The sequence below is a fragment of the Lentimonas sp. CC4 genome (assembly GCF_902728235.1).
GTDB lineage: Bacteria > Verrucomicrobiota > Verrucomicrobiia > Opitutales > Coraliomargaritaceae > Lentimonas.
This window is the reverse complement of record NZ_CACVBO010000001.1, coordinates 3,824,281-3,847,310: the sequence shown is the minus strand read 5'-3', so window position 1 is coordinate 3,847,310 and position 23,030 is coordinate 3,824,281. Positions and strand designations below refer to the sequence as shown.

Annotated in this window: 18 protein-coding genes and 1 tRNA gene; 10 read left to right on the top strand and 9 right to left on the bottom strand. The window is 51.7% G+C overall.

The annotated features are described in order from the left end of the window. Nucleotides 1–2: 2 nt before the first annotated feature. Nucleotides 3–740, bottom strand: coding sequence for a pseudouridine synthase (locus tag GZZ87_RS16400; protein WP_162025481.1), 738 nt, complete (start codon nt 738–740; stop codon nt 3–5). 133 nt (nt 741–873) lie between these two features. Here GZZ87_RS16400 and fabG point away from each other — a divergent pair, with 133 nt between their 5' ends. The 7 genes from fabG (at nt 874) to GZZ87_RS16365 (ending at nt 8,406) form a co-directional block, all read left to right on the top strand. Beyond that, complete coding sequence (gene fabG / locus GZZ87_RS16395) at nt 874–1,620, top strand: 3-oxoacyl-[acyl-carrier-protein] reductase (protein WP_162025482.1); 747 nt, start codon at nt 874–876, stop codon at nt 1,618–1,620. 36 nt (nt 1,621–1,656) lie between these two features. Continuing rightward, nucleotides 1,657–1,911: an acyl carrier protein gene (locus GZZ87_RS16390; protein ID WP_162025483.1), complete on the top strand. Its 255-nt coding sequence runs from the start codon at nt 1,657–1,659 to the stop codon at nt 1,909–1,911. Between the two features lie 62 nt (nt 1,912–1,973). Continuing rightward, the gene (gene fabF / locus GZZ87_RS16385; protein WP_162025484.1) at nt 1,974–3,230 is read left to right on the top strand and encodes a beta-ketoacyl-ACP synthase II; all 1,257 of its coding nucleotides are present in this window, start codon (nt 1,974–1,976) and stop codon (nt 3,228–3,230) included. A gap of 170 nt (nt 3,231–3,400) precedes the next feature. Further along, the gene (locus tag GZZ87_RS16380; RefSeq protein WP_162025485.1) at nt 3,401–3,928 is read left to right on the top strand and encodes a hypothetical protein; all 528 of its coding nucleotides are present in this window, start codon (nt 3,401–3,403) and stop codon (nt 3,926–3,928) included. Nucleotides 3,929–3,953: 25 nt separating this feature from the next. Continuing rightward, nucleotides 3,954–5,267 (top strand): response regulator, encoded by a 1,314-nt coding sequence (locus GZZ87_RS16375; RefSeq protein ID WP_162025486.1) that lies wholly within the window; start codon nt 3,954–3,956, stop codon nt 5,265–5,267. Nucleotides 5,268–5,304: 37 nt separating this feature from the next. Beyond that, a complete protein-coding gene (locus tag GZZ87_RS16370; RefSeq protein ID WP_162025487.1) occupies nt 5,305–6,609 on the top strand; it encodes a response regulator in 1,305 nt (434 codons plus the stop codon). A gap of 42 nt (nt 6,610–6,651) precedes the next feature. Next, entirely contained in the window at nt 6,652–8,406 is a 1,755-nt protein-coding gene (locus GZZ87_RS16365; RefSeq protein ID WP_162025488.1) for a GspE/PulE family protein, read from the top strand. Between the two features lie 42 nt (nt 8,407–8,448). On the opposite strand, the gene GZZ87_RS16360 is transcribed toward GZZ87_RS16365, so the two are convergent. Next, nucleotides 8,449–9,753 carry a glycosyltransferase N-terminal domain-containing protein gene (locus GZZ87_RS16360; RefSeq protein WP_162025489.1) on the bottom strand — a complete coding sequence of 435 codons (1,305 nt, stop codon included), beginning with the start codon at nt 9,751–9,753 and terminating at the stop codon, nt 8,449–8,451. Between the two features lie 135 nt (nt 9,754–9,888). Then, complete coding sequence (locus GZZ87_RS16355) at nt 9,889–10,443, bottom strand: acyloxyacyl hydrolase (protein WP_162025490.1); 555 nt, start codon at nt 10,441–10,443, stop codon at nt 9,889–9,891. A gap of 156 nt (nt 10,444–10,599) precedes the next feature. On the opposite strand from GZZ87_RS16355, the gene GZZ87_RS16350 reads away from it, so the two are divergent. Further along, nucleotides 10,600–10,689: transfer RNA gene (locus GZZ87_RS16350), tRNA-Ser, on the top strand. 160 nt (nt 10,690–10,849) lie between these two features. Here the strand turns inward: GZZ87_RS16350 and dxs are convergent. The 4 genes from dxs to GZZ87_RS16330 all read right to left on the bottom strand — a co-directional run bounded on the left by dxs (nt 10,850) and on the right by GZZ87_RS16330 (nt 15,419). Beyond that, nucleotides 10,850–12,736 carry a 1-deoxy-D-xylulose-5-phosphate synthase gene (gene dxs, locus GZZ87_RS16345; protein WP_162025491.1) on the bottom strand — a complete coding sequence of 629 codons (1,887 nt, stop codon included), beginning with the start codon at nt 12,734–12,736 and terminating at the stop codon, nt 10,850–10,852. Between the two features lie 51 nt (nt 12,737–12,787). Next, entirely contained in the window at nt 12,788–13,027 is a 240-nt protein-coding gene (gene xseB, locus GZZ87_RS16340) for an exodeoxyribonuclease VII small subunit (protein ID WP_162025492.1), read from the bottom strand. A gap of 100 nt (nt 13,028–13,127) precedes the next feature. After that, on the bottom strand, nt 13,128–14,309 hold the full coding sequence (locus GZZ87_RS16335) for an AAA family ATPase (protein WP_162025493.1): 1,182 nt from the start codon (nt 14,307–14,309) through the stop codon (nt 13,128–13,130). 39 nt (nt 14,310–14,348) lie between these two features. Then, nucleotides 14,349–15,419 (bottom strand): phosphate acetyltransferase, encoded by a 1,071-nt coding sequence (locus tag GZZ87_RS16330; protein WP_162025494.1) that lies wholly within the window; start codon nt 15,417–15,419, stop codon nt 14,349–14,351. A gap of 174 nt (nt 15,420–15,593) precedes the next feature. Between GZZ87_RS16330 and murJ the strand changes: the two genes are divergently transcribed. Further along, nucleotides 15,594–17,150, top strand: a complete 1,557-nt coding sequence (gene murJ, locus GZZ87_RS16325; RefSeq protein WP_162025495.1) for a murein biosynthesis integral membrane protein MurJ — start codon at nt 15,594–15,596, stop codon at nt 17,148–17,150. A gap of 960 nt (nt 17,151–18,110) precedes the next feature. On the opposite strand, the gene scpA is transcribed toward murJ, so the two are convergent. After that, on the bottom strand, nt 18,111–20,276 hold the full coding sequence (gene scpA, locus GZZ87_RS16320) for a methylmalonyl-CoA mutase (RefSeq protein WP_162025496.1): 2,166 nt from the start codon (nt 20,274–20,276) through the stop codon (nt 18,111–18,113). A 40-nt stretch (nt 20,277–20,316) separates the two neighbouring features. Next, nucleotides 20,317–22,464: a methylmalonyl-CoA mutase family protein gene (locus GZZ87_RS16315; RefSeq protein WP_162025497.1), complete on the bottom strand. Its 2,148-nt coding sequence runs from the start codon at nt 22,462–22,464 to the stop codon at nt 20,317–20,319. 135 nt (nt 22,465–22,599) lie between these two features. On the opposite strand from GZZ87_RS16315, the gene mce reads away from it, so the two are divergent. Continuing rightward, nucleotides 22,600–23,004 carry a methylmalonyl-CoA epimerase gene (gene mce / locus GZZ87_RS16310; protein WP_162025498.1) on the top strand — a complete coding sequence of 135 codons (405 nt, stop codon included), beginning with the start codon at nt 22,600–22,602 and terminating at the stop codon, nt 23,002–23,004. Nucleotides 23,005–23,030: the final 26 nt, after the last annotated feature.

Genomic DNA, 23,030 nt, shown 5'->3' with positions numbered 1-23,030 from the left:
GGCTATTTTTTGTCGAAGAGGCGCTCAATGTCCTTTTTGCCGAGGATTTTGATGCCGCCTTTAGGGATGTTTTTAAGGACGATGCCACCGATTTGCACGCGGACCAGTTTTTTAACGAAATAGCGGTGTGCTTCAAATAGGCGTCGGATTTCGCGCTTTTTACCATGGTGCAGGTGCACTTCGAGGCGTCGCGCAGAGCCTTCGCCCATGTCGGGGGCGGGGAGGACTTTTTCTGCTTTGAGAAAGTCGCCTTCGTATTCGACGCCTGCTAGAAGTTTAGCGGTGTCTGCCCTGTTGAAGTCTTTGTTAAGCACGACGCGGTAGCGCTTGGTGATTTCGGTGCTCGGGTGCGCGATCTTGTTGGCAAGCTCGCCATCGTTGGTGATCACTAGGAGGCCTTCGCTGTCTTTATCGAGTCGCCCAGCGCAGTAGAGGCGCAGTCGCTGGAGATCTGGTTGAAGGAGTTGGAAGACGGTTCGTTCGGCAAAGGGGTCTGAGTTCGTGCAGACGTAGCCCTTGGGCTTGTTCATGATCAAGGTGACCGAGCGCTCCTGTTTTTGCAGGATGGGCTTGTTGTTGACGAAGATCGCTGCGTCAGGGAGTGCTTTGTCGCCAAGTTGGGCAATTTTGCCGTTTACCCGCACATTACCATCTTCGATGTGGCGCTCTGCTTCACGGCGTGAGCAGATGCCAGCATGGGCTATAATTTTCTGGATGCGTTGTTCTTCGGGCTTTGACATGCGAGCACTTGAGTCTACTTAAACCGCTGCTGTCAATATTGCTCGATAAAAGTAACATTCGTGCTTGCCCCTGATCAAAATAATGCGGAAGACTTTACCGATAGCAAAAAGCAACTTACGGATACTTTTTTGAATGACTGAAACGACTGATAAAAGAATAGCCCTCGTCACTGGAGCGGGCCGCGGAATTGGGAAGAGCATTGCTGAGCTTCTCGCAAGTAAAGGGCATCATGTGATTTGCGTGAGCCGTTCGGCATCGTCCTGTGGGGCGGTTGCGGATGCAATCAATGCGAGCGGTGGCTCTGCGCAATCACTGGCAGTGGATGTCGCTGACAACGCGGCAGTGCTTGCTGCTTCTGAGCAGCTCCTCAAAGAGCATGGCAATATTGATATTTTGGTGAACAACGCTGGCATTACTAAGGATGGCTTGCTGTTCCGTATGAGCGATGATGCCTGGAGCGATGTGATCGACACTAACCTAACCAGCTGCTTTAGCTGGATTAAGAACTTGGCGCGTCCGATGACTCGTAAACGCTGGGGGCGCATTATTAATATCTCTTCTGTAATCGGTCTTACTGGCAATGCTGGTCAGGCGAATTACGCAGCTGCAAAAGCTGGTATGCTCGGTCTCACTAAGAGCCTCGCGAAAGAATTTGCAGCGCGTAATGTCACGGTGAATGCCGTGGCACCTGGTTTTATCGCCACGGACATGACTGCAGAACTCAATGAACAACAAAAAGAGGGCATTGTCGGTGTCATTCCAATGAAGCGCATGGGCGCCCCAGAGGATATCGCGCACGCCACTGCATTTCTCGCTTCAGAAGAAGCAGGTTATATCACCGGTCAGGTTTTTACAGTTGACGGTGGTATGGTCATGTGATGCTGAAAAGAGTTTAATCCTAACTTAAAAATTATTATGTCAGAACAAACAATCGAACAACGCGTAACAACAATCATCGTAGACCAGCTCAACGTAAATGAAGAGCAGGTAACAACAGCAGCGTCTTTCCTTGACGATCTTGGTGCTGATTCTCTCGACACAGTCGAGCTGATCATGGCATTCGAAGAAGAGTTCAAGGATGAGATTGACGGCGAAATTCCAGAAGCTGACGCTGAAAAGCTTCAGACTGTTGGCGATGTCGTTAAATACATCACTGAAAAAGCTGGATAAGCTTTCCTGATAATTTTCACCACTTAAGCCGCTTAACCGCGGCTTACTTTTTATAATATACCATGGACGAAGCGTTTAAAAGGCAACGAGTAGTTATAACGGGAATCGGGACTGTCACCAGCTATGGCAACGGAGTCGAGCCCTTTTGGGATAGTCTGCTTGCAGGTAAGAGTGGTATCGATAAGGTTGCTTCTTTCGATACGACAGAATACGCATCTAAGATCGGAGCGGAAGCTTTGGACTTTAAGCCAGGTGATTTCATGGACCCGAAAGAGGCTCGTCGAAATGACCGATTCACCCAGTTTGCTGTGGCGTCCTCTAAGTTGGCGTTGGCAGATGCGGATGTGGATCCTACGAAGCTAGATGCAGATCGTTTCGGTGTGCTGATTGGTTCGGGCATCGGTGGTATGTTGACGACTCAAACGCAAAGTCGCCGTCTCTTTGAGAAGGGGCCGCGTAAGGTGTCTCCATTTATGATCCCGTCGCTAATTGCAAACATCGCGAGTGGTGTGGTAGCGATTGAGGTCGGCGCACGTGGGCCCAATTACGGTATTGTCAGTGCATGTGCTTCAGGCACGCACAGTATCGGTGAGGCTTTTCGCTTATTGCGTGATAATGAAGTCGATTTGATGATTGCTGGCGGTAGTGAGGCTGCTGTCACGGAACTCGGTTATGCTGGTTTCTGCTCGATGAAGGCGATGAGCACTCAGTATAACGATGATCCTACGCGCGCTAGCCGTCCTTTCGATAAGGGGCGTGATGGTTTCGTGATGGGCGAAGGTTCTGGCGTGTTGGTCATGGAGACTCTCGAGCATGCTCAAGCGCGTGGTGCGAATATCATTTGTGAAATTGCTGGCTATGGTGCGACTTGTGATGCCTATCACATTACATCTCCAGATCCTGAAGGTAAGGCACTTTCTTATGCTATCTCTAAGGTGATTAAGGAAGCGGGTCTTCAGCCTGAGGATGTCGATTACATCAATGCGCATGGCACTTCGACGCCTTATAACGATAAGTTTGAGACTGGAGCTGTTAAAAAGGCGCTTGGCGATCATGCATACAAGATTCCGGTGACTTCTACAAAGGGTATGACTGGTCACCTTTTGGGTGCTGCTGGTGGTATTGAGTCGGCCGTCTGTGCCCTTGCTATTCGTGATAGTAAGATTCCGCCTACGATTAACTATGAAGAGCCTGATCCAGACTGTGATCTCGATTGTGTGCCAAACACGATGCGTGAAGCAGAAGTGAATGTAGCGATTTGTAATAATCTTGGTTTCGGTGGGCATAATGCGACGCTTCTATTTAAGAAGTTCGTCTAAATCATCATCCGATACAATTGATCAAAAGCCCGCGATTCGTCGCGGGCTTTTTTTTGTTTTGTCCGGAGCTATGGTTTTGTGCGTTTATTATGCATAAAATTGCGGGTTTGCTTGCTCTCACGTCTTGACGTGATGAGCCATTAATCGCAAGGTGATTAGCAATTACCCTAATGCAGCAATATAGAGCACTTATTCTTCGCAGTAATCGATTTCTTGGATCATCCTTGGTCAATAAGGGCTTGCTCTCCAGTGTAGACTTGGAGGCGGCTAATGAGAAATTTATGGACGCGGTTCAGTCCCCAGAGCTATTGAGGCAAGCCTCGATATTAAATACAATGGTCTATGATCTAAAGGTGTTGGATGAGGCTCGTTTGTTAGAGCATATCGTCGAGGAGCATAATATTGGACTGGTTGATTTGGATCATATTGAAATCCGTCCGTTGCCTTCGACTGAGATTGATATATCGCTATGTCAGGCTTCTTCGACGATTCCTTTCGATAAGGTCGAGCAAACTTACATGGTCGCGAGTTGTTATTATTTGAGTGCTCCTGTCGTTAAGCATTGGGAGGAATTGTTAGATGGCAAAGTCGTTTGGTATAGCACCTCAATGGCATCCATGAGCCGAGGTCTTGAACGGTTGGAGGAGGCGATCTCCGCTGAGCAAGCGGCAGCAGCTGAAGCAGCTGAAGATGAGTAGTGCTAGCGAGATTAGAGTATAATATATGGCTTATAGTGTTTTAATTTTAGACGATGATGTAGATTTTAACAGTTTGCTGACTGATATTTTTGAGCAAGCGGACTACATTGTGACGTCGCTGGAAGATCCCCTTGAGGCGGTTGAAGTGTTTGCGAACGCTGATTATGATTTGGTAGTGACTGATCATAAAATGCCAGAGATGACTGGTGAGCAGTTCATGGGGGCGATTAAAAAGCTGAAACCTGAAGTGCCTGTGATTATGGTTTCTGGTTATCTCGAGAATGATACGATCCGAGCACTCATTAGTGGGGGAGTTGGAGGTGTCTTTTTGAAGCCACTCAATATCTTTTCTTTGCTAGAGCGCACCTCTGAGCTCATTCAGGAGTCTAGGCGCTGCAAACAGACGGACTCGTCGGGGCGCGCTTACCCTGCCAATGAGTCTATTGAAGGGGCTAGTGACGATGCCGGGCTGGGTTTCACGTTTCGTTCGTTTCCATGTAAATCTCAAGCATCGATCCATTTTGCTGAGCGTCTTTACAGTCTACGCAATTTCAAATCGACATTGTCTTTGATCGGTGAAGTGGGCACTCACTTTCGCTTGATCTGTGAGGATATACGTAACTTCTACGAAAGCGAAAAAGAGCGCTTTATCTTCCTTAGACCTGGTTCATTTGATGTGGAGCAAGCGCTGTCGCTGTTTAGTGAGGCAAGGGCGTCAGGTGCCGAGCGTGTTACCTTTGTATTGTTAGAGGTCGAGTCGATGAGTGCTGAGCAGAGACTTCTGGTGGGATCTTTGTCGAAGTGTTCAGGAGATTTTGATTCGATTGATATCCCATCGAGGACGATCTTTTGTGTGCGCGGCGACCTAGATGAGCTTTTTGATGAAGGACGTATTGATGAGCATTTGTATATTCTGATGGGAACTGCGGAGGTTCGTGTGCCGGCACTACGTGAGTGTGCTTCTGACATTGCGATTTTGGCGCAGCAGATGGTCGTCGATATTGTTAGAGAAAAAGGCTTGGGCTCAGTGTCTCGTTTTGAAGCGCCTGCTCAGGAATATTTGAGCAAGCATTTATGGGATCATAATTATGAGCAGTTGCGTGGGGTTGTTCGCGAGGTGATGGAATCTAATCCGGGGGACGTGCTGACACTCGCCGCGGTGATGACTGCATTGCACTCCAATACAGCTGCTACGCCACGAGCTTGCTTTGAGGCGCAGTTGTTGAGTTCACGTGTCGATTACGTGCGAGCAGCTTCGATTTTGTTCGAGGGGGACAATACCCAGGTGTCGGCTTTTTATGGCACAGATCTCACTGTGATTGAGGCGACATTAAAGTAAATTGGGGGATCTATATCCTTAACGAATAATTTAGACTATGGCTGGAAGAATATTGGTTTTAGATGACGAAGAAAACTATGCTGAAATGCTTCAGGATCTACTCCGTGGGCATAATTATCAGGTAGATATGGCAACCCGGCCTGAGCGAGCGATCAGTCAGCTAGACGAGATTCCGTATGATTTGGTGATCTCGGACTATAAGATGCCAGTGATGGATGGTGCTGATTTTCTGAAGAAAGCGCGTGAGCTCTATCCGAATCTTCCTTTTATTTTGGTCTCAGGGCTAATGAACACACCAGAACTCGTTAAAGTTGCGAATATGAGTGTCACCTTGGTGATGGAGAAACCTTTGGATACAACGGCATTTCTATCGCATGTCGCAAAGTTTGCTGACGCGATGACCGAGCAGGAGAAAGATACACTTTCCATCGAGTCTGCTCGTGATGGTTCAGTTGAGGAGGCAGAATGTGACACTTACCCTGAGGAACCTCGCTTCTTTAGCGTCGGGTGTGCTGTGTCGAAACGTTTCATGCAAGAGGTCTGGCAGGCTGCTCAGTCAGAATCGCATCTGTTTCTTTTAGAGCCTATTGGTGGGGATGCGGCGCTCGCGGTGAAGGATCTGTCTGCTTGGCGTGGGAATCTTGATAAGCCGATACAGTTACTTGACTTTGAAGCCTTTAGGGCTGGAGGCGAGGAGAAGGTCAAAGAGTTGCTTAACCGTGATGAGATGAGTGATGTCATTTCAATTCGTCTTTCTTCGCCGGATCAAATCACCGAAGCGAAACATCATGCTGACCTTTTACAGGAAGTGAACGCTGCAAATAACACGCGGTTTATTTACTTGCTGGAGAGCGATATGTCAGGTGCCACGTTTATCGGAAAGACCGGGGCTGCCGGCTGTGTTCTGCCAGAGTTGCGACTGCGCCCGACGGATGTTGCGCAATATGCTCGTCGCGTTGCTCGTTTGGTTGCGGATCGGTCGGCAAGGTCGAAACCTGCTGAGTTTAGCGCTGAGGCGGTATATGCTTTGTTGGCATTCGAATGGCCTGGTAATTATCAGCAGGTGCAGGATGTTATTTCTCGGGCGGTGGCGCAGGCCGAAGATGGGCCGATCACACTGGATATGTTAAAACATGCCTTGGGGAAAGTCGTTGTCCCTGCGCCAGAGGGGCGAATTGGGCAATTAGTTCAACAGATGCAAGCGGCCCAATTTCATGCACTGTTAGCATCGGGTGAGTCTGTTGAGGCATTAGCTCGTCGCTTGGAGTTGGGCAGAAACCCCCTGAGTGAAGGCGATCTATGCAAACTGCCTTTGGTAAACCCTAAATTGGCGAATCTTTGATATTTTTGAGTTTTATTGACTGACTCTAACCCCTGTTGACTTATGGCACTAGCCCGCATCCAAGCTTCGATCGTTAAAAATTTGCTCCAGATGGGGCGCTTAACGGATACTCAATGTCAGAAGATAATCGCCACCGAAGAGGATTTATCAGGTGTCGCGTTAGAGAACTTGCTCTTTGAAGAGTATAAGATCTCTCCATTTCAGGTCTTAGTTGCTAAGGCTGAAGCGTTTGATCTACCGCCGATCAATGTGAAGCGATGCTTGGTTACTGATTCGACTTTTTCTAAATTGGAGCAGGACTTCTGCCGCAATAACTCCGTATTACCATTGGGTGTTGCTGGTGATTATGTCATCGTAGCAGTGAGTAACCCTTTTGACTTAGAGGTTATAAATAAAGTCAAAACGATGTCAGGTATGCCAGTCTCAGTGCTACTTGGGTTGGAGAGTGCGATTAATGATGCGCTGCAGGGGGATGAAGGAGAGCGCCAAGCTGTTGGTTTTGGTGATGTGGTTGAAGCGCTCGGCATGGATTTCGAGAGTGATGAGGAATCGGAAGATGATTTCTCGGATGAAGAGTCCGCGCCGATTATTAAGCTGGGCAATCGTATTATCGAAGAAGCCTACTTTGCAGGTGCGAGTGATATTCATATCGAACCTTTTGAGACTGAAACACGTGTGCGTGTGCGTATTGATGGTGTGTTGAAAAACCAGCTTTCGATGCCGCCTGCTGCCTCAGGTGCATTGTTGGCACGCTTGAAGGTGATGTCTGAGCTCGATATTGCAGAGAAGCGCTTGCCACAGGATGGACGTATCCAGTTTAAGCAGTTCAATAAAAAGGGTATTGATGTCGATTTACGTGTGGCGACAGCCCCATTGAATCATGGTGAGGGTATCGTGATGCGTATTTTGGATAAGCAGAAGAGCACCTTGCCTTTGCCCGCATTGGGCTTTTCGGAGGAGAATTTAGGCAAATATCGTGAGCTCATCACGCGTCCATATGGTATGGTGCTGCACTGCGGTCCTACAGGTTCGGGTAAGTCAATGACGCTATATTCGGCATTGAATGAAATCAATAAGGTCGATGTCTGTATCCGCACGGCGGAGGATCCGATCGAGTATACGTTACCTGGTCTGTTGCAGATGCAGATGCAGCGTAAGATCGGTCTGACCTTTGCCACTGCGCTACGTGCCTTCCTTCGTCAGGATCCGGATGTGATTCTTGTTGGCGAAATTCGTGATAAAGAAACTGCTGGTATTGCGGTTGAAGCTGCGCTGACTGGTCACATGCTATTCAGCACATTGCACACGAATGACGCACCGACGACCATTTCACGACTCACTGAGATGGGCATTGAGCCATTCATGATCTCGGCGTCTTTGGTATGTGTCTGTGCGCAGCGCTTGATGCGCCGTGTCTGTAAAACTTGTAAGCAGACGCACCTACAAGAGGGGAATGAAGCTGCGATTATGCAGCGTGCGCTTGGCTGGTCGGGGAAGGTTCCACGTGCTAGTGAAGATGGTTGCCCAAGTTGTGGTGGCAATAGCTATAAGGGGCGCGTGGGTATTCACGAATTGATGCCAACCAGCGAAGAGTTGGTTGCGGCGATCAATGCCGAAGAGGAGGCCGTCGCGTTGAAGCGTATCGCGATGCGTAATGGTATGAAGACTCTGCACCAGGACTGTATGCTTAAGGTTCGAGAAGGGCTGACTACCATGGAAGAGGCGCTGGGGGCTGTGCCACCAGATATGGAAGAATACGAGGGAGATGACGAGGCTGCTGCTGAGGCTAGCAGTTAACCAGCTTCTTTACTCGATGCTGCGAACTGCAGAAGCTTCGGCCTAATTGTGCAGCGCTTTTAGGATCCTGTTGGCGATTCGTTCACTGCTGCCTTTATTCTTTGCGTGCCAATCTTTGCCAGCTTGGGACATCGATTGCCGTGTGTCTTCGTCTTTGACCAAGTTGGCAATTCCTTTTTCGAGGCTGCTTTCATCTGCTGCTACGTGAGCTGCGCCGCTTCGGACTAATGACTTTGATACGTCTTTAAAGTTCGTCATGTTCGGCCCCATTAAGATTGGGATTCCCAGCCCTGCGGCTTCGATGGGTGTTTGCCCGCCCATGTTGGGGGTGAGGCTTTTGCCGATAAAGGCGAGATCCGCTACTTGAGAGAGGCGAGTGAGCTCGCCAGTTGTATCAGCTAGCTGGATACGGGTTGGCTCTGTAGTCGTTTGGCCTTGTGAGCGTTGATGCCAGTTGAGTGGTTGCTCTTTAAGGAGGCGCACTAGTTCTGCCCCTCGTTCGGCATGGCGAGGCACTAGGAGCAGACGGCAGTCCACGCCGGTTGCGATGATTTTTTCTTGAATGCGTAGGAGTGCGGCTTCTTCACCTGGCCAAGTGGAAGAGCCTAGTAGTATGAAAGGCTTCGGTTGGTTTGTTGGTGTATCAAATCCTAGTTCCTTTAGGAGCGCGGTGTGTGCAGCTTCGTTGAGTCGTTCGCCGATCGATACGTCAAATTTTATGCTACCAGTGGAGGCGGTCGTTGCTTGCTTGGTTCCTAGAGTCAGCAGGCGTGTTTTATCAAGATCGCTGGCTGCAAAGACATAGTCTAACTTTTGTAGAAGACGTTTCGCCAGTCTTGGCACCTTTTGATAACGCTTGAAGCTTGTGTCTGAAATGCGCGCATTGACCAAAAAGGTAGGGACTTCATTTTTGCGAGCACGGTGCAAGTGCTCTGGCCACAGTTCACTTTCGGTTAGAATGATCGCGTCAGGTTGAATCCGCTTCCATGCTAAGCGCGAGAATAGCCAGAAATCGAGTGGGAAGACGCCAATGCTGCAAACCTGGCCTTTGTAGCGTTTTCGCGCTTCTGCATAGCCAGTGCTGGTGGTGGTGGTTAGCACGATCTCGATCGTGTTATCGGCCTGGAGCGCTTGGATGAGTGGGCCAATTGCAAGTATCTCGCCGACGCTTACCGCTTGTAGCCAGATGCGCTTTTTGCCAGCCGCTGGCGGATCCAGCCTGCGGAAGCGGCCGAGTCGATGTTGGAAGTCTTTTGCGTAGCCGCCACGGCGCCACATGCGGAATCCATAGTAGGGGAGCGCAATGAGGAGTGCCGGAAGATACAACAATCTATATAACCAAATCATCTTTCAGAGATACCAGTGCTTATTCTTCCGGTTTTAAAGTATAAACGAGTGGTTGGGGGGATAAAAAAAAATAGGCCAGAAGCAGATTGCTTCTGGCCTAGTATCATAAATTGACTGCAGGTGTCTCTGCGTTCTTTAGAAGTTATGTGACAATGCGAATGCGTGCATTTCTAAGCCAGGGTTGTGGCTCTTGAGTCCAGCATTCGATGTGTGTTGGTAGCGGTATTCGACTGCCCATCCATCGCATACTTGCCAGTTAAGACCTGCGCTGCTGGTGAACTGAATATTTCCACCAAGGTCGAAATTATCAAAAGTATCTTCGGAGTAGAGTGATGGGCCTGTGGCTAGGACAAGAGTCACTGGGAGCGCGTCGTGTGCGAATTCGAGTGTGAATCCGAAATGAATATAGGCCGAGACTTCGCCTTCGCCGGCAAGCGCACCAACGGCTGCTTCGTAGCCGATGCCAGTGCTCATATCTTCGCCGAGATCCCAGCTCCATTGTGGGTCGGATGTTTCGTAGAGTTCGTAGCTAGTTAGGCTGACTTTTGCATCGTCATCGAATCCAACACGAATGCCGACTGTGTTGAATGGTGATTCGGGTGTTTTCTCCGGAGCAGTATTGGTGCTGGTTGCTGCGGACAGGCCAACAGTGACGAGAGAAAGGAGGATGCAGGCAAATTTATGTTTCATTGTGAATTAAATAGAAAGGATGAGTTTTAAACTCGTTGGGAAAGCTAGGATTGCACCATATCGTCGTCAATAATCGTTTTTTTGCATTTTTAGGTAAATGCCCTTCGATTTCTATTGACCTATTTTTGTGATAGAGTTTTTTCAACGCCTTCTTGGGGAGAGGTGACAGAGTGGCCGATTGTGCATCCCTGGAAAGGATGTGTGCTGGAAACGGCACCGAGGGTTCGAATCCCTCCCTCTCCGCCATGAAAATAAGAAACCGTCAGTTCACTGTTTGTCAGTGTTGGCGGTTTTTTTGTATACGGTCGTTTGTTCCCGGCCAGTGTCGGTGGCTATGCCTGGACGATGCGACTCTTCGGTGTATGAGCCCGGTAGAGTCTGATGAATTCTAGAGCTCTGTGGCCTGTTAGCTTTCCAAGGCTCTGTAGCGCGTGAGCACTTTTTCTAGGATCGACTCGGGGTCGATGCCGACGCTGGCGCGGAGGGCTGCGACGGAGTTGCCGTGCTCGACGAATTGATCGGGCCAACCAATGCGCACGACGGGGCGTAGGCTGTTGGCCTCTTGCAGGGCTTCCATGATCGCTGTGCCGAAGCCGCCACTGATGATGTTGTCTTCCATCGTGACGATGAGCTTGGCGCTTTGCGCGGACTCTAGCAATAGTTCGGTATCAAGTGGTTTAACGAAGCGTGCATTGATGACGCCCGCTTGAATGCCTTGCACATGTAGCTGCTGTGCGAGTGCTTCTGCGTCGGCGACCATCGATCCAATCGCCCAAATTTCGATTTCGCCTTCGGCTTGTAGGCGTTCGGCTTTGCCGAGGGGAAGGGCTATAGGCATTTCTTTGATCGGCTCGTTTGGGCCTTCGCCGCGTGGGTAGCGCACAAAGGACGGGCCTTGATAGGCAATGCCCGTGGCCATCATATCGGCGAGTTCGTCTTCGTTGGACGGTGCCATGACGACTACGCCTGGAATGTTGCGCAGGTAAGTGAGGTCGAATAGTCCGTGGTGCGTGGCTCCGTCGTTAGGCGAGAGCCCAGCACGATCCATGCAGAACATGACGGGCAGGTGTTGCAGGGCGACGTCGTGGATCAGTTGATCATAGGCGCGTTGCAGGAAGGTTGAGTAAATCGCACAGACGGGGTGGAAGCCTGAGGTGGCCATGCCTGCGGCTGAGAGCACGGCGTGCTCTTCGGCGATGCCGACGTCAATAAATTGGTCGGGTAGCTCTTTTTCTAAAATATTGAGTCCGGTGCCGGCTGGCATGGCTGCGGTGATGCCGACGATGCTTTTGTCCTGCTTGGCTAGTTTGACCAAGGTGTTGCCCATGACGTCCTGATATTTCGGGCCAGGGTTGCCAGTTGCGGGTGCGCCTTTACCGGTTTTGATGTCAAAGGGGCTAGCTCCGTGAAAGCGTTCGGGATTTTGGAGTGCCACGTCGTAACCCTTGCCTTTGGTGGTGAGGATATGCAGTAGCACGGGCTGCTCGGCTTGTTTGGCAAATTCTAGGTAGTGCTCGACCTGTGCTTGGTCATGGCCGTCGATGGGGCCGATGTAGCGCACGTTGAATTTCTCAAATAGCGAGGAGGGGACGAGGAAGTCCTTGGTCTCCTTTTTCCATTTCGAGCCGAATTGGATGATGGATTCACCGCCGGGGAGCTTCTGCAGGAGGGATTCGAAGTCGTCATTGAGCCGATTATAGACCGGGTTGGTGATGAGCTCGTTGAAATAGCGTGGTAGGGCGCCGACATTCTTGGCGATCGACCATTTGTTATCGTTGAGAATGATGATGAGGCGCTTGGTCGAGGTGGCGACGTTGTTGAGCGCTTCCATGGTGATCCCGCAGGTGAAGGCGGCGTCTCCGCAGAGCGCGACGACGTGCTCGTCCGAGCCGCGCTTGTCGCGTGCGGTAGCCATGCCGAGTGCGGCGGACAGGGCGGTGCCTGCGTGGCCTGCGCCGAACGCGTCGTGCTCGCTTTCGCTGCGGTTTAAGAATCCGCTGAGTCCACCGCATTGGCGGATTTTGTCGAAGTCTTTACCATTGCGCCCAGTCAGCAGTTTGTGGACGTAGCCTTGATGGGCGACGTCGAAGACGAAGCGATCTTTTGGTGTGTTAAAGACGCGGTGTAGGCCGATGCTTAGCTCGACGACACCGAGATTGGGGCCGACGTGGCCACCGTTTATCGAGGTGGCTTTAATGATACGCTCGCGTATTTCGGCTGCGAGTTCGGGTAGTTGCTCCTCAGATAGTTGCTTAACGTCGTCGGGGGATTTGATCCGCTCTAATAGGCCCATGCTTTTAACAAATTCGATCGGTTAGCGTGCGTTTTGCAGGTAGTATGCGCACTAGGCCTCGGTGTTGTCGCCCTCAAAGGGTTCGACTTCGCCAGTGGTAATATTGAGCTTTTCAATCTTTAGTTCTGCTTCTTTGAGCTTCACTTGGCAGACTTTCAAGAGATTGGATCCTTCTTCGAATTTTGCGACGAGGTCAGCCAATGGCGTGTCGCCACTTTCCATGGATTCTAAGATGTGTTCGAGACGTTCGAGGGCGCCTTCGAAGGTGAGACTGTCGTTTTGCTTTGGCATGTTTAAGAGAGAAACGAGACGTTTAATCGGTCAGCGTTCACTCGTCGAGCACAGACGCCAGAAGTTTTGCCCGTGCTGCGGGCAATTTTGATGAGCGCGATTAGATATTTTCAGCGATGCTGTTATCCGAGTCGAAGGCGTGGCGGATGACATCGAGGTCGATGTTTTCGGTGATGAGATTCTTGATGATTGGGATTTTATCGCTGTCGCTGGGCTGTGTCTTGACGGTCATTTTATTGATCTTCGAGGCCACTGCATAGCTATCGTCTTGGCAAATGATGACGGGGATGCTGGTTTTGGCGATCATCTCCATGAGCTTCGGGTGTGGTAGCACATTGCGCGTGAGAATGATGCCTGAGACGACTTTTTCGCCTGCGATGCCTTCTGCGGCGATCGCTCCGAGTATGATGTCTTCGCGGTCGCCAGGGGTGATGATGAGTGAACCTCGCTCGAGTAGGTCGACGAGCCCCTTCGCGGCCATCGCACCGATCAAGACACGCTCGACTCGTTCGCTGGCGCCGTGTTCACGGCCATTGAGCCAGCGGCCTTTTACCTCTTCGACGACTTGGTTGAGCTTCGGCACCGTGAGTTTCTTTTCAACTGGGATGCAGCCAAGCAGTGGGATGCCCATACGTTTTAGCGCGATACCACTGTATTTCTCGATCATTTTAATCTTGTCGGGCTCGACCTTATTAATGATCGCCCCGATCACCTCGACGCCTGCTTGTGCAAATAGGGCTTTATTCAACGCGATTTCGTCGACGGGGCGGCCAATGCCTCCACGGGCGACGATGATCACTTTTGCTTTGAGGCGCTTTGCCACGTCTGCGTTGGACAAATTAAACACTGAGCCTACGCCTGCGTGGCCGGTGCCTTCGATGATGACATACTCCTTCTCGAAGGCGGCACGGTCGAAGGCGCGGCACATCTGATCGACGATGGTTGCATGATTCTTGCAAGGGTCGTCGAGGAAATCCCGTGTGAAGGTCGAGTGAATCGCAATCGGGCTCATCGCCTTGATCGGCACCTTGACGTCGAAGATCTTATCGAGCAGCACGGAATCTTCATCGATTTGATGTCCTTCGACTTCGACGAAGCGCTGCCCCACTGGTTTGATGAAACCGACCTTGGGCGTGAAGCTACGTAGGGCGGCAAACAGCGCGAGGCTGGTCGTCGTCTTACCATCGTTCATCCGCGTGGCTGCGATGAAAATACGCTTCGTAGTCTTATTCTTCGGAGCTGTTAGCAGCTCGGTGTCGTTTTTTGGCTCAGGACAAGGCATAGTTGGAGCGGTTGGCGCAACGCGGGAGAGAGGGTGAAACTAGTCGATGATAGTGACGTCTTCGTTGAGATCGTCGCTATCCGTCGGATAGAGTAATTTGTGGTCGATTGCTTGAGAGGCAACCATGACGGCGGTGCCGAAGATATCACTGGCGGTGGCACCACGGCTGATTTCAGCAGCAGGCTTGTTGAGGCCAGTGAGGATCGGGCCGTAATTACGCGCGCGGGTCAAAATATGGACTAGTTTGGAGGCGATATTGGCCGAGTGTAGATCAGGGAAGATCAAGACATTAGCGCGCCCCGCGACAGAGCCTTCAATGTTCTTAGTGCTCGCTACGATTGGGTCGAGTGCGGCATCGACCTGTAGCTCGCCTTCGATATCCATTGGGATGCCGAGCTCAATGGCCTTTTGGCGTGCTAACTCGGTCGCGGCTTTCATTTTTGCCACGGTCGGGTTTCTGCTGGATTTGCTCTTACTGGTGTAGCTGAGCAGTGCCACGCGTGGCTTGATGTTGGTCAGGTGGTAGCTTAGTGCGGCAGTGGTGATTGCGATGTCACAGAGCTGCTCGCTCGTTGGGTTCGGGATGACGGCGCAGTCGGCAAGGAAGAGTTCGCGGTCTTTACCTGTCTCTGGATCTTCGAGGTCGAAGATGTTTAGCGAGGACATGTTCGAAACATTTTCGTGGAGCGGAATGATTTGTAGCAGTGGGCGCAGCGCGCTGGATGCGTTACTGGTTGCACCGGAGACGATCGCGTCTGCTTGGCCTGTGGCGAGCATGAGCGTCGCGAAGTAGTTGGTATTATCTAAATAATCCGCGGCTTCTTTGTCGTTCATGTTTTTGAAACGACGCAGGCCTTGGAATTTGTTCAGGAAGCTTTCCCACTCGCTGCTGCGGCGGGGCTCGATGATGCGGATGTGCTCTAGGCTGATGTTGAGCTTTTCTGCATTGGACTTAATTTTAGCGCGATCGCCCAGTAGCACGGGGATACCGAGGCCGCGCGTGGCAAATTTGCGCGCGGCTTGAAGGATGCGAGGATCGGAGCCTTCAGGGAAGACTACGCGTTTCGGGTGGCGTTTAAGGCGCTCGGCAAGTTTAGCGATTAATGGCATCGTATGTATCTAGTAAGGTATGTGGTTTAAGTGAGAACGGGGTAAAATGGTTCTAAGTAGGCATGAAAGTGAAAAATAGCTTCTTGGTAGAGCATGAAATATACAATTGCCAAAGTTTTTTGAGACGTAGTTTCTTGTGACTGTTCGGTTCTGTTTGTAGCCGACGCATCATTTATGCTCAAAAACCTTAAGAATATCGTAGTTGTCAGCCTTTCGACGGTCGGTTCGCGTGTGCTGGGGCTGGTGCGTGATATTCTGATATTTGCAGCATTGGGTGCGAGTGCGTGGAATGATGCGTTCATTCTAGCATTTACTTTGCCAAATCTTTTTCGCCGATTGTTGGGGGAGGGCGCACTTACTTCGGCCATGGTGCCGATCTTTTCGGATGTGCTACAGCGTGCGGGACGCTCGGCTGCGTTTGCCTTTTTTAACCAGGTGTTACTGAGGCTATTGCTGATATTGTCGGCGCTGGTGGTGAGTGGGATGCTCGTGTTTGGCACGCTCGCAAAGAGTGGGATGCTCTCGGATCGTTGGTCATTAGGCGCTGAGTTGGCGGTGGTGCTGCTGCCGTATATGATTTTTATCTGCCTAGCGGCGATTATCTCGGCGGGGCTCAATATTCTAGGGCGCTTTGCGGTCGCTGCTAGCACGCCGATGTTACTGAATCTCGCGATGATAGGTGCGTTGGTCGCAGGTATGTGGCTGAACGATGATCAGGCGCGGATCGTGTATTGGCTCTGTGGCGGTGTGCTGGTGGGCGGGCTGTTTCAGCTGATGTTGCCGGCATGGGATCTGGCGCGTCAAGGGTGGCGTCCGCGGTTGCAGAAGCGGCGTGCTTCAGCCGAGATGAGTGAGTTGTGGCGCTTGTTCTTGCCTGGCCTGATGGGGGCGGCGATTTTGCAGGTGAATATTTTAGTATCGCGGTTGCTGGCGTATTCACTGGATGAGTCGGCGGTGTCGGTGCTGTATCTCGCGAGTCGGTTGATGGAGTTGCCGCTGGGGATCTTTACGGTCGCGGTGGCGACGGTGTTCTTCCCGCTGTTGGCGCGTGCGGTCTCGGATAAAGACGATCAAGGTTTTGCGAGTGCATTGACACAAGGCATGCGCTTGGTGGTAGGGATTTCGTTACCAGCAGGCGTGGGGCTGTTCGTTCTGGGGCAGCCGATTCTGGAGCTGTTGTTTCGGTGGGGAGCGTTTAGCACGCAAAATGTCGCGCAAACGATTCCGCTGATTGCGATCTATGGCTTAGGGCTACCGTTCTATTCTGCGGCGACCTTTGCAACGCGTGGTTTGCACGCGTGTAAGGATATGAAGACGCCCGTGCGTGTGGCGGGCCTGTGTCTGGTCGTGAATTTGATAAGCGGTCTAGTGTTGATGCAGTTCTTCGGTGCCTGTGGTCTTGCGGCGGGTAATGTGCTCGCCGCGATTGTGCAATCGGCCTGTCTCTGGCGGGCGCTTTCAAAGCATCGCAGTGAAGTGGGGTTCTCACATTTACGTGGAGCGTTTGCGAAGATTCTATGCGCTGGTGTGGCGATGGGGCTGTTTTGCTTTATCGGCCATGGTTTGGTGCTGAGCTTTGAGCTGGCCGATAAGTTAAATGCCGCGGTGATCGTCGGTGTGTTTGTGCCAGGTGGCGCGGCGCTCTACTTCGGGGTGCTGTATATGCTCAAGTTCGAGGAGCTGGATCTACTCGCTGGGATGGTGCGACGCGTGCTGCCTAAGAGGCGCTGACGCAGCGCTCTGGACATTGAACGTTCAACATTAAACGTCGAACTTTGAATGGGGTTCGGGGCATGCGATCCTTGAGCGTCTCATGGATTGTGAAAAGTGTCTCTGATCCAGTGTAGGGGCTTTGCTTTGCGAAGACCGCGCAAAGGCCACATGTCTCAGAGTTCTGTAACGGTTCCTGTCCTCGCGAGGTGCCGTAAACAGCAGACCTACTCTTCGTTGGTCTCGGTCGCTTGAGCTCTGGCAGTTACACGCCTTGCCCAGATTGCCACGGCTAGCCAAATAACCGCGAATATTCCAGCGAGCACCGTCCCTGGGCAGAGCCCAGTGTGACAAGTGCTGCAGGATGCTTCACTGATGCAAGTCGTGCATTGGGATGTTAATTCGGTCGTCTGCTCGGTCTCATTCATGACTCTTAGGTATGCTGTGTGTGAATGAGAGACTGATTTGCCTGTTTATATTCCCCATTGCTCTGCCTTCCGGCCAGTGTTGCGATTATCCTATATTCAGGAGTTAGAAGTTAGAAGTTAGGAGTCAAACGGAGGTCTGCCGTAGCTGGCGTAGCAAGTTAGTCTTTGGTAATGAAGTGCTTACAGTCGAGTGTGACGCCCCTGCCGAGCGCAGCGACATTCAACCGAAGGGCGAAGCCAATTGGCGAGCGGTTCAGGGGCTATGAAGCGCTGATGCTCAGCTTCTAACTCCTACCTTCCAACTTCTAACTACTCCTTTTTAGGATTATACATGTTCTCGATCATCAAAAAAAGTGTAGTAACAACCGCATGCTTGAGGTGATCGCGGGTGCTTTGGTTCTGTGCTTTGGTTCGGCGGACGGCGCGGAGGCCGTCCTTCCCGATGCTTCTGTGTAGGCACAAAAAAATGGCGCGGAACTAAGTCCGCGCCATTGATGAATGGGTGTCTCTCTAATTGAACGTTCGATGTTGGACGTTCAATGCTCGACGTTCTCTAGTCTTCGAGTAGCAGTTCCAATATCTTCTTGGCGGAATCAGGAATGACTGTTCCTGGGCCGAAGATCGCGCTGGCACCGTTCTCGTAGAGATAGTCGTAGTCCTGTGCTGGGATCACACCACCGCAGACGACCATGATGTCTTCGCGGCCGAGCTTCTTGAGCTCACTGATGAGTGATGGAAGCAGGGTCTTGTGACCGGCTGCGAGGGACGACATGGCCACGAGGTGGCAGTCATTCTCAACAGCCTGACGTGCGGTCTCTTCCGGTGTTTGGAAGAGTGGGCCGATGTCGACGTCGAATCCGAGGTCGGCATAACCAGTAGCAACCACCTTGGCGCCACGGTCGTGTCCGTCTTGTCCCATCTTCGCGATCATGATGCGAGGGCGGCGACCTTCTTCGGTTTCAAACTTAGTGATGAGTTCTTTAACGTCGTCCATGATTGGTGTGCTTCCGAATTCTTTAGCGTAAACGCCGTTGATCGAGCGGATCTTGGCGCGGTAACGACCGACGACGGCTTCAACAGCGTCGGAGATTTCACCGAGCGACGCACGGCAACGTGCGGCTTCGACTGCGAGTTCGAGAACGTTGCCTTCGCCGGTTTCCATGCTCTTGGTGATGGCAGCGAGTGCCTTCTGGCAGGCGTCGTTGTCGCGCTCCGCTTTAAGCTTGTTGAGGCGCTCGATTTGCGAGTCACGCACAGCAGAGTTATCGATGTCGAGGATCTCAAGCGGATCTTCTTTTTCGAGACGATACTTGTTGAGACCAACGATGGTTTCCTTGCCGGAGTCGATGCGCGCTTGGCGACGTGCTGCGGCTTCTTCAATACGAAGCTTTGGAATGCCTTCTTCGATGGCCTTTGTCATGCCGCCGTATTTCTCACACTCTTCAATGTGACCCCATGCTTTTTGCATTATTTCTTGAGTGAGTGCTTCGACGTAGTAGCTACCGCCCCATGGATCGATGAAACGGCAGATGCCGGTTTCTTCTTGGAGGAAGAGCTGTGTGTTACGTGCGATACGTGCAGAGAAGTCAGTCGGTAGGGCGATGGCTTCGTCGAGCGCGTTGGTGTGGAGCGACTGTGTGTGACCACAGGCGGCTGCCATCGCTTCGATTGCGGTGCGCGTTACATTATTGAATGGATCTTGCTCAGTGAGCGACCAACCAGATGTTTGCGAGTGTGTGCGCAGTGCTAGCGACTTTGGATTCTTCGGGTCGAATTGCTTGACCAGCTTTGCCCAGAGGCAACGTGCGGCACGCATTTTCGCGACTTCCATGAAGTAGTTCTTACCGATCGCCCAGAAGAACGAGAGGCGAGGTGCGAAGGCATCAATGTCGAGGCCAGCTTCAGTTCCTGTGCGGAGATACTCAAGACCGTCGGCGAGTGTGTAGCCGATTTCGAGGTCGGCAGTCGCACCTGCTTCTTGCATGTGGTAACCGGAGATCGAGATCGAGTTGAACTTCGGCATTTTCTGCGAGGTGAACTCGAAGATGTCGCCGATGATACGCATCGATGGTGTCGGTGGGTAAATGTATGTGTTACGCACCATGAACTCCTTAAGGATGTCGTTCTGAATCGTGCCTGCGAGCTGCTCCAGCTTGTGGCCTTGTTCGAGGCCGGCTAGGATGTAGAACGCAAGAACTGGCAGCACGGCGCCGTTCATTGTCATGGAGACGGATACCTTGCTCAGGTCGATATCATCGAAGAGCACGTTCATGTCCAAGATGGAGTCGATCGCGACACCAGCCTTACCCACGTCACCTACCACGCGAGGGTGGTCGGAGTCGTAGCCACGGTGTGTCGCGAGGTCGAATGCGACGGACAGACCTTGCTGACCGGCTGCAATGTTACGCTTGTAGAAGGCGTTGGACTCTTCGGCAGTGGAGAAGCCCGCGTATTGGCGAACTGTCCATGGGCGGAAGGCATACATGGTCGCGTAGGGTCCACGAAGATTTGGCTCGATACCTGCGGTATAATCGAGGTGCTCCATGCCTTCGTAGGCGTCTTTGCCGTAGAGCGAATCGACGTCGATCTGCTCCATGGTTTCAGTGACGAGTTCGTCGACACTTTTACCGGTTTCTTGTTTGACCTGAGCGGCCCAGTCCTCGCGTGTTGCGTTTGGCTTGGGTGCTTCGTAGGCGATATTTGTAAAATCAGGTTTCATTATCTTAAATGCTAAATGCTAGTAATTTATGAATGATGGATTAAAGCACGCCGAGGAGTTCGAGGGCTTGGCGGTTAGTCGCGTAGTTATCGGACTTGACGAAGATGAAGTCGTCCATGCCGGCTGCGCGGTAGTCTGCTTCGTTGGCTCCAGGGAAGCCAGCGAGTAAGACGCGTGTGTTCGGGTTGGCTGCTTTGATGGCTTGAGCGTAGTTCGCGAAGTTTTCTTCGTAGTCGCCATCGGTGCCGCAAACGACTGTGATCGCTGCGCCGGATTCGCCGAGTGCTGCGACGGCTGCTTCAGGTGTTTCGAAGCCTGCGGGTGAGATTACTTCAAAGCCTCCTGATTGGAAGAAGCCCTTGGTGAAGTCTGCGCGGCCTTTGTGGCGACGGAGTGGTCCGAGGTTGCAAAGGAAGAGCTTCGGTCCGTGTCCGTTTGCTGCTTTGTATTTTGCAGATGCGGCGCGGATTGCTTCGTATTTAGCAGCGAGACGTGCGACGGGTAGCGGCTGCATGAGCTGGCTAGGGTTCGCTGCTGCACGGACGGTCTTTGTGATTTCACCGATGGTGGCACCGACGCTGACAGCGTCGATGATTGCGTCGATGAGGCCAGCGCGATCAACTTCGGCTACCTTTGTGAGTGCAGCCATGATCTTGGCATCTGCGTCTGGGTCGGTTGCGACACGGGCGCGGGCGATTTCCTGAGCACGCTCTTCGCGTAGCTTTGTGTAGTCGGGGAGGCGTGATTCCAGTTCTGCTTCGTCAAGGTTTGGATAGACGTTTGTGCCGACTAGGCTGACGCGGCGCTGGTTGAGTTGTTTCTCTTGGCCAGCTGCTGTTTTAGCAAGTGTGTCTGCGATGAATCCATCTTTAAGTGCTGGAACGATACCGCCCTTAGATTCGATTTCTTGGAAGAATGCCCACGATTTTTCGGAGACTTCACCGGTCAACCATTCGATTGCCCATGAGCCACCAGCTGGATCGACCACTGCGGTGAGTTCGCACTCTTCTTGCAGGATGACCTGAGTGTTACGCGAGATGCGACGGCTGAAGGTGTCTGGTAGACGCGAGACTTCGTCGAAGTTACCAACGCAGAGGCTGTCGACACCGCCGATGACGCCACTCATGGCCTCGGTTGTGGTGCGGAGCATGTTTACGTATGGGTCTTTCTTCGTCTTATTATAGAGACCTGTGCGAGCGTGCATGTTGATCTTCTGCGCTTCGGCGCTACCACCGAAAGCGGCGACGACTTGTGACCAGAGCACACGTGCTGCGCGCAGCTTTGCGATCTCCATGAAGAAGTTCGGGCCGATTGAGAAGCTGAAGCGGATTTGCTTAGCAGCGTCATCGACGGAGAGGCCGCGTGCGGTCAACTCGGTGAGGTAAGCAGAACCAGTGGCGAGTGCGATGCCGAGTTCTTCGACTGCGGATGCGCCTGCTTGGTGGTAAGGTGTCGTCGATACGCCTACCGAGCGGATGGACGGTGCTTCTTTCGCACAGAATTCTGCGAGCACGGCTTGCTCGTCGAGTAGTTCGGCGAGTTCGGCTGGGAGTTGGCCAGCTGCGGAGCGCACTGCGATCGGATCCATTCCGAGGCTGCCCTTAACGCTATCCAGTGCGATGCCTTGCTCCTTCAACCATGCGAAGAAGATGGAGCCGACTGTGAGTCCTGCGCATCCTGTGCGGATGTGGAAGCTGACCGCTTCGGGGAGGATCTCGGAGAATGCGGCTTTAATGTCTTGTAGGTTGGCGATTGAAAGACCACATGCGCCGACTTCCCCAGCTTGGGCACTGTCTGGGTCGAGTCCCTTGAGTGTCGCGATGTCGAGGATGACATTAAGCGCGTCTTGGCCGCGCATTAGGTCGGCCTTGGCGGCATCGTTAAATTCTTTTGGAGTGCCGTAAGGTAGCTCTTGAGCGATCTCCCATGGTTGCACTCGGTAGCCTGATGCTTTGGTGCCGCGGAGGTAGCCGTCGAAGCCAGGTTGAGTCTCTGCTGCAGGCAGTGACTCTAATACTTCTTTCCAGAAAATCGGCTTCAGGCGAATCCCTTCAGGGGACTGGCGCTCCATGATCTTATCATAGGGCGCGCCTTTGAGTAGCTTTTCGGCGGCTTCGCGCCATTGTTCTGGTGTTGCGGCAGGGAACTCTTCTAGGAGTTTTTTTGTGTTTTTTGGATCCTTGTTCATTTGGATTTTGGTTAACTAATACTAGAAAGCTAGAATATTAGTAAAAGTTGTCAATAAGTTAATTTAATACAGAATACATTTGACGTAAGTTCATCTAATCCTCAATTTGGTCGTTATTAACCCGAAAATTAGATTATGATTCAGCAAATTGATCACCTCGGCATCGCCGTCCACAACCTCGAAGATTCTATCGAGTATTATGAAAAAGCACTTGGCTTGCATTTGCATGGTCGCGAAGAAGTAGAGTCGCAGAAAGTGCGCACTGCTTTCTTTGAGGCGGGCGATGTTCACATTGAGTTGCTTGAGCCGACTTCGCCAGATAGTCCGATTGCGAAGTTCCTTGAAAAGAACGGCGAAGGTATTCACCACATTGCATTCCGCGTGGATGATGTGGTGGGGCAACTTAAGCAGGCTTCGGACGCAGGTGTGCGTTTGATTCATGAAGTGCCTTTTGAGGGCGCTGCGAATAAGTTGGTTGCGTTTCTTCATCCAAAATCGACTCGTGGCGTGCTGACTGAGTTCTGCCAAGAGAAGAAGTAGACTTACATATTAATTTTAAATATCAA

Coding starts and splice junctions, on each gene's coding strand:
- GZZ87_RS16360 (WP_162025489.1), bottom strand. CDS start 9,753: ATGATTTGGTTATATAGATTGTTGTATCTTCCGGCACTCCTCATTGCG.
- GZZ87_RS16375 (WP_162025486.1), top strand. CDS start 3,954: ATGGCTTATAGTGTTTTAATTTTAGACGATGATGTAGATTTTAACAGT.
- mce (WP_162025498.1), top strand. CDS start 22,600: ATGATTCAGCAAATTGATCACCTCGGCATCGCCGTCCACAACCTCGAA.
- GZZ87_RS16390 (WP_162025483.1), top strand. CDS start 1,657: ATGTCAGAACAAACAATCGAACAACGCGTAACAACAATCATCGTAGAC.
- xseB (WP_162025492.1), bottom strand. CDS start 13,027: ATGCCAAAGCAAAACGACAGTCTCACCTTCGAAGGCGCCCTCGAACGT.
- GZZ87_RS16330 (WP_162025494.1), bottom strand. CDS start 15,419: ATGCCATTAATCGCTAAACTTGCCGAGCGCCTTAAACGCCACCCGAAA.
- GZZ87_RS16400 (WP_162025481.1), bottom strand. CDS start 740: ATGTCAAAGCCCGAAGAACAACGCATCCAGAAAATTATAGCCCATGCT.
- dxs (WP_162025491.1), bottom strand. CDS start 12,736: ATGGGCCTATTAGAGCGGATCAAATCCCCCGACGACGTTAAGCAACTA.
- GZZ87_RS16365 (WP_162025488.1), top strand. CDS start 6,652: ATGGCACTAGCCCGCATCCAAGCTTCGATCGTTAAAAATTTGCTCCAG.
- scpA (WP_162025496.1), bottom strand. CDS start 20,276: ATGAAACCTGATTTTACAAATATCGCCTACGAAGCACCCAAGCCAAAC.
- GZZ87_RS16370 (WP_162025487.1), top strand. CDS start 5,305: ATGGCTGGAAGAATATTGGTTTTAGATGACGAAGAAAACTATGCTGAA.
- GZZ87_RS16315 (WP_162025497.1), bottom strand. CDS start 22,464: ATGAACAAGGATCCAAAAAACACAAAAAAACTCCTAGAAGAGTTCCCT.
- GZZ87_RS16335 (WP_162025493.1), bottom strand. CDS start 14,309: ATGCCTTGTCCTGAGCCAAAAAACGACACCGAGCTGCTAACAGCTCCG.
- fabG (WP_162025482.1), top strand. CDS start 874: ATGACTGAAACGACTGATAAAAGAATAGCCCTCGTCACTGGAGCGGGC.
- murJ (WP_162025495.1), top strand. CDS start 15,594: ATGCTCAAAAACCTTAAGAATATCGTAGTTGTCAGCCTTTCGACGGTC.
- GZZ87_RS16380 (WP_162025485.1), top strand. CDS start 3,401: ATGCAGCAATATAGAGCACTTATTCTTCGCAGTAATCGATTTCTTGGA.
- GZZ87_RS16355 (WP_162025490.1), bottom strand. CDS start 10,443: ATGAAACATAAATTTGCCTGCATCCTCCTTTCTCTCGTCACTGTTGGC.
- fabF (WP_162025484.1), top strand. CDS start 1,974: ATGGACGAAGCGTTTAAAAGGCAACGAGTAGTTATAACGGGAATCGGG.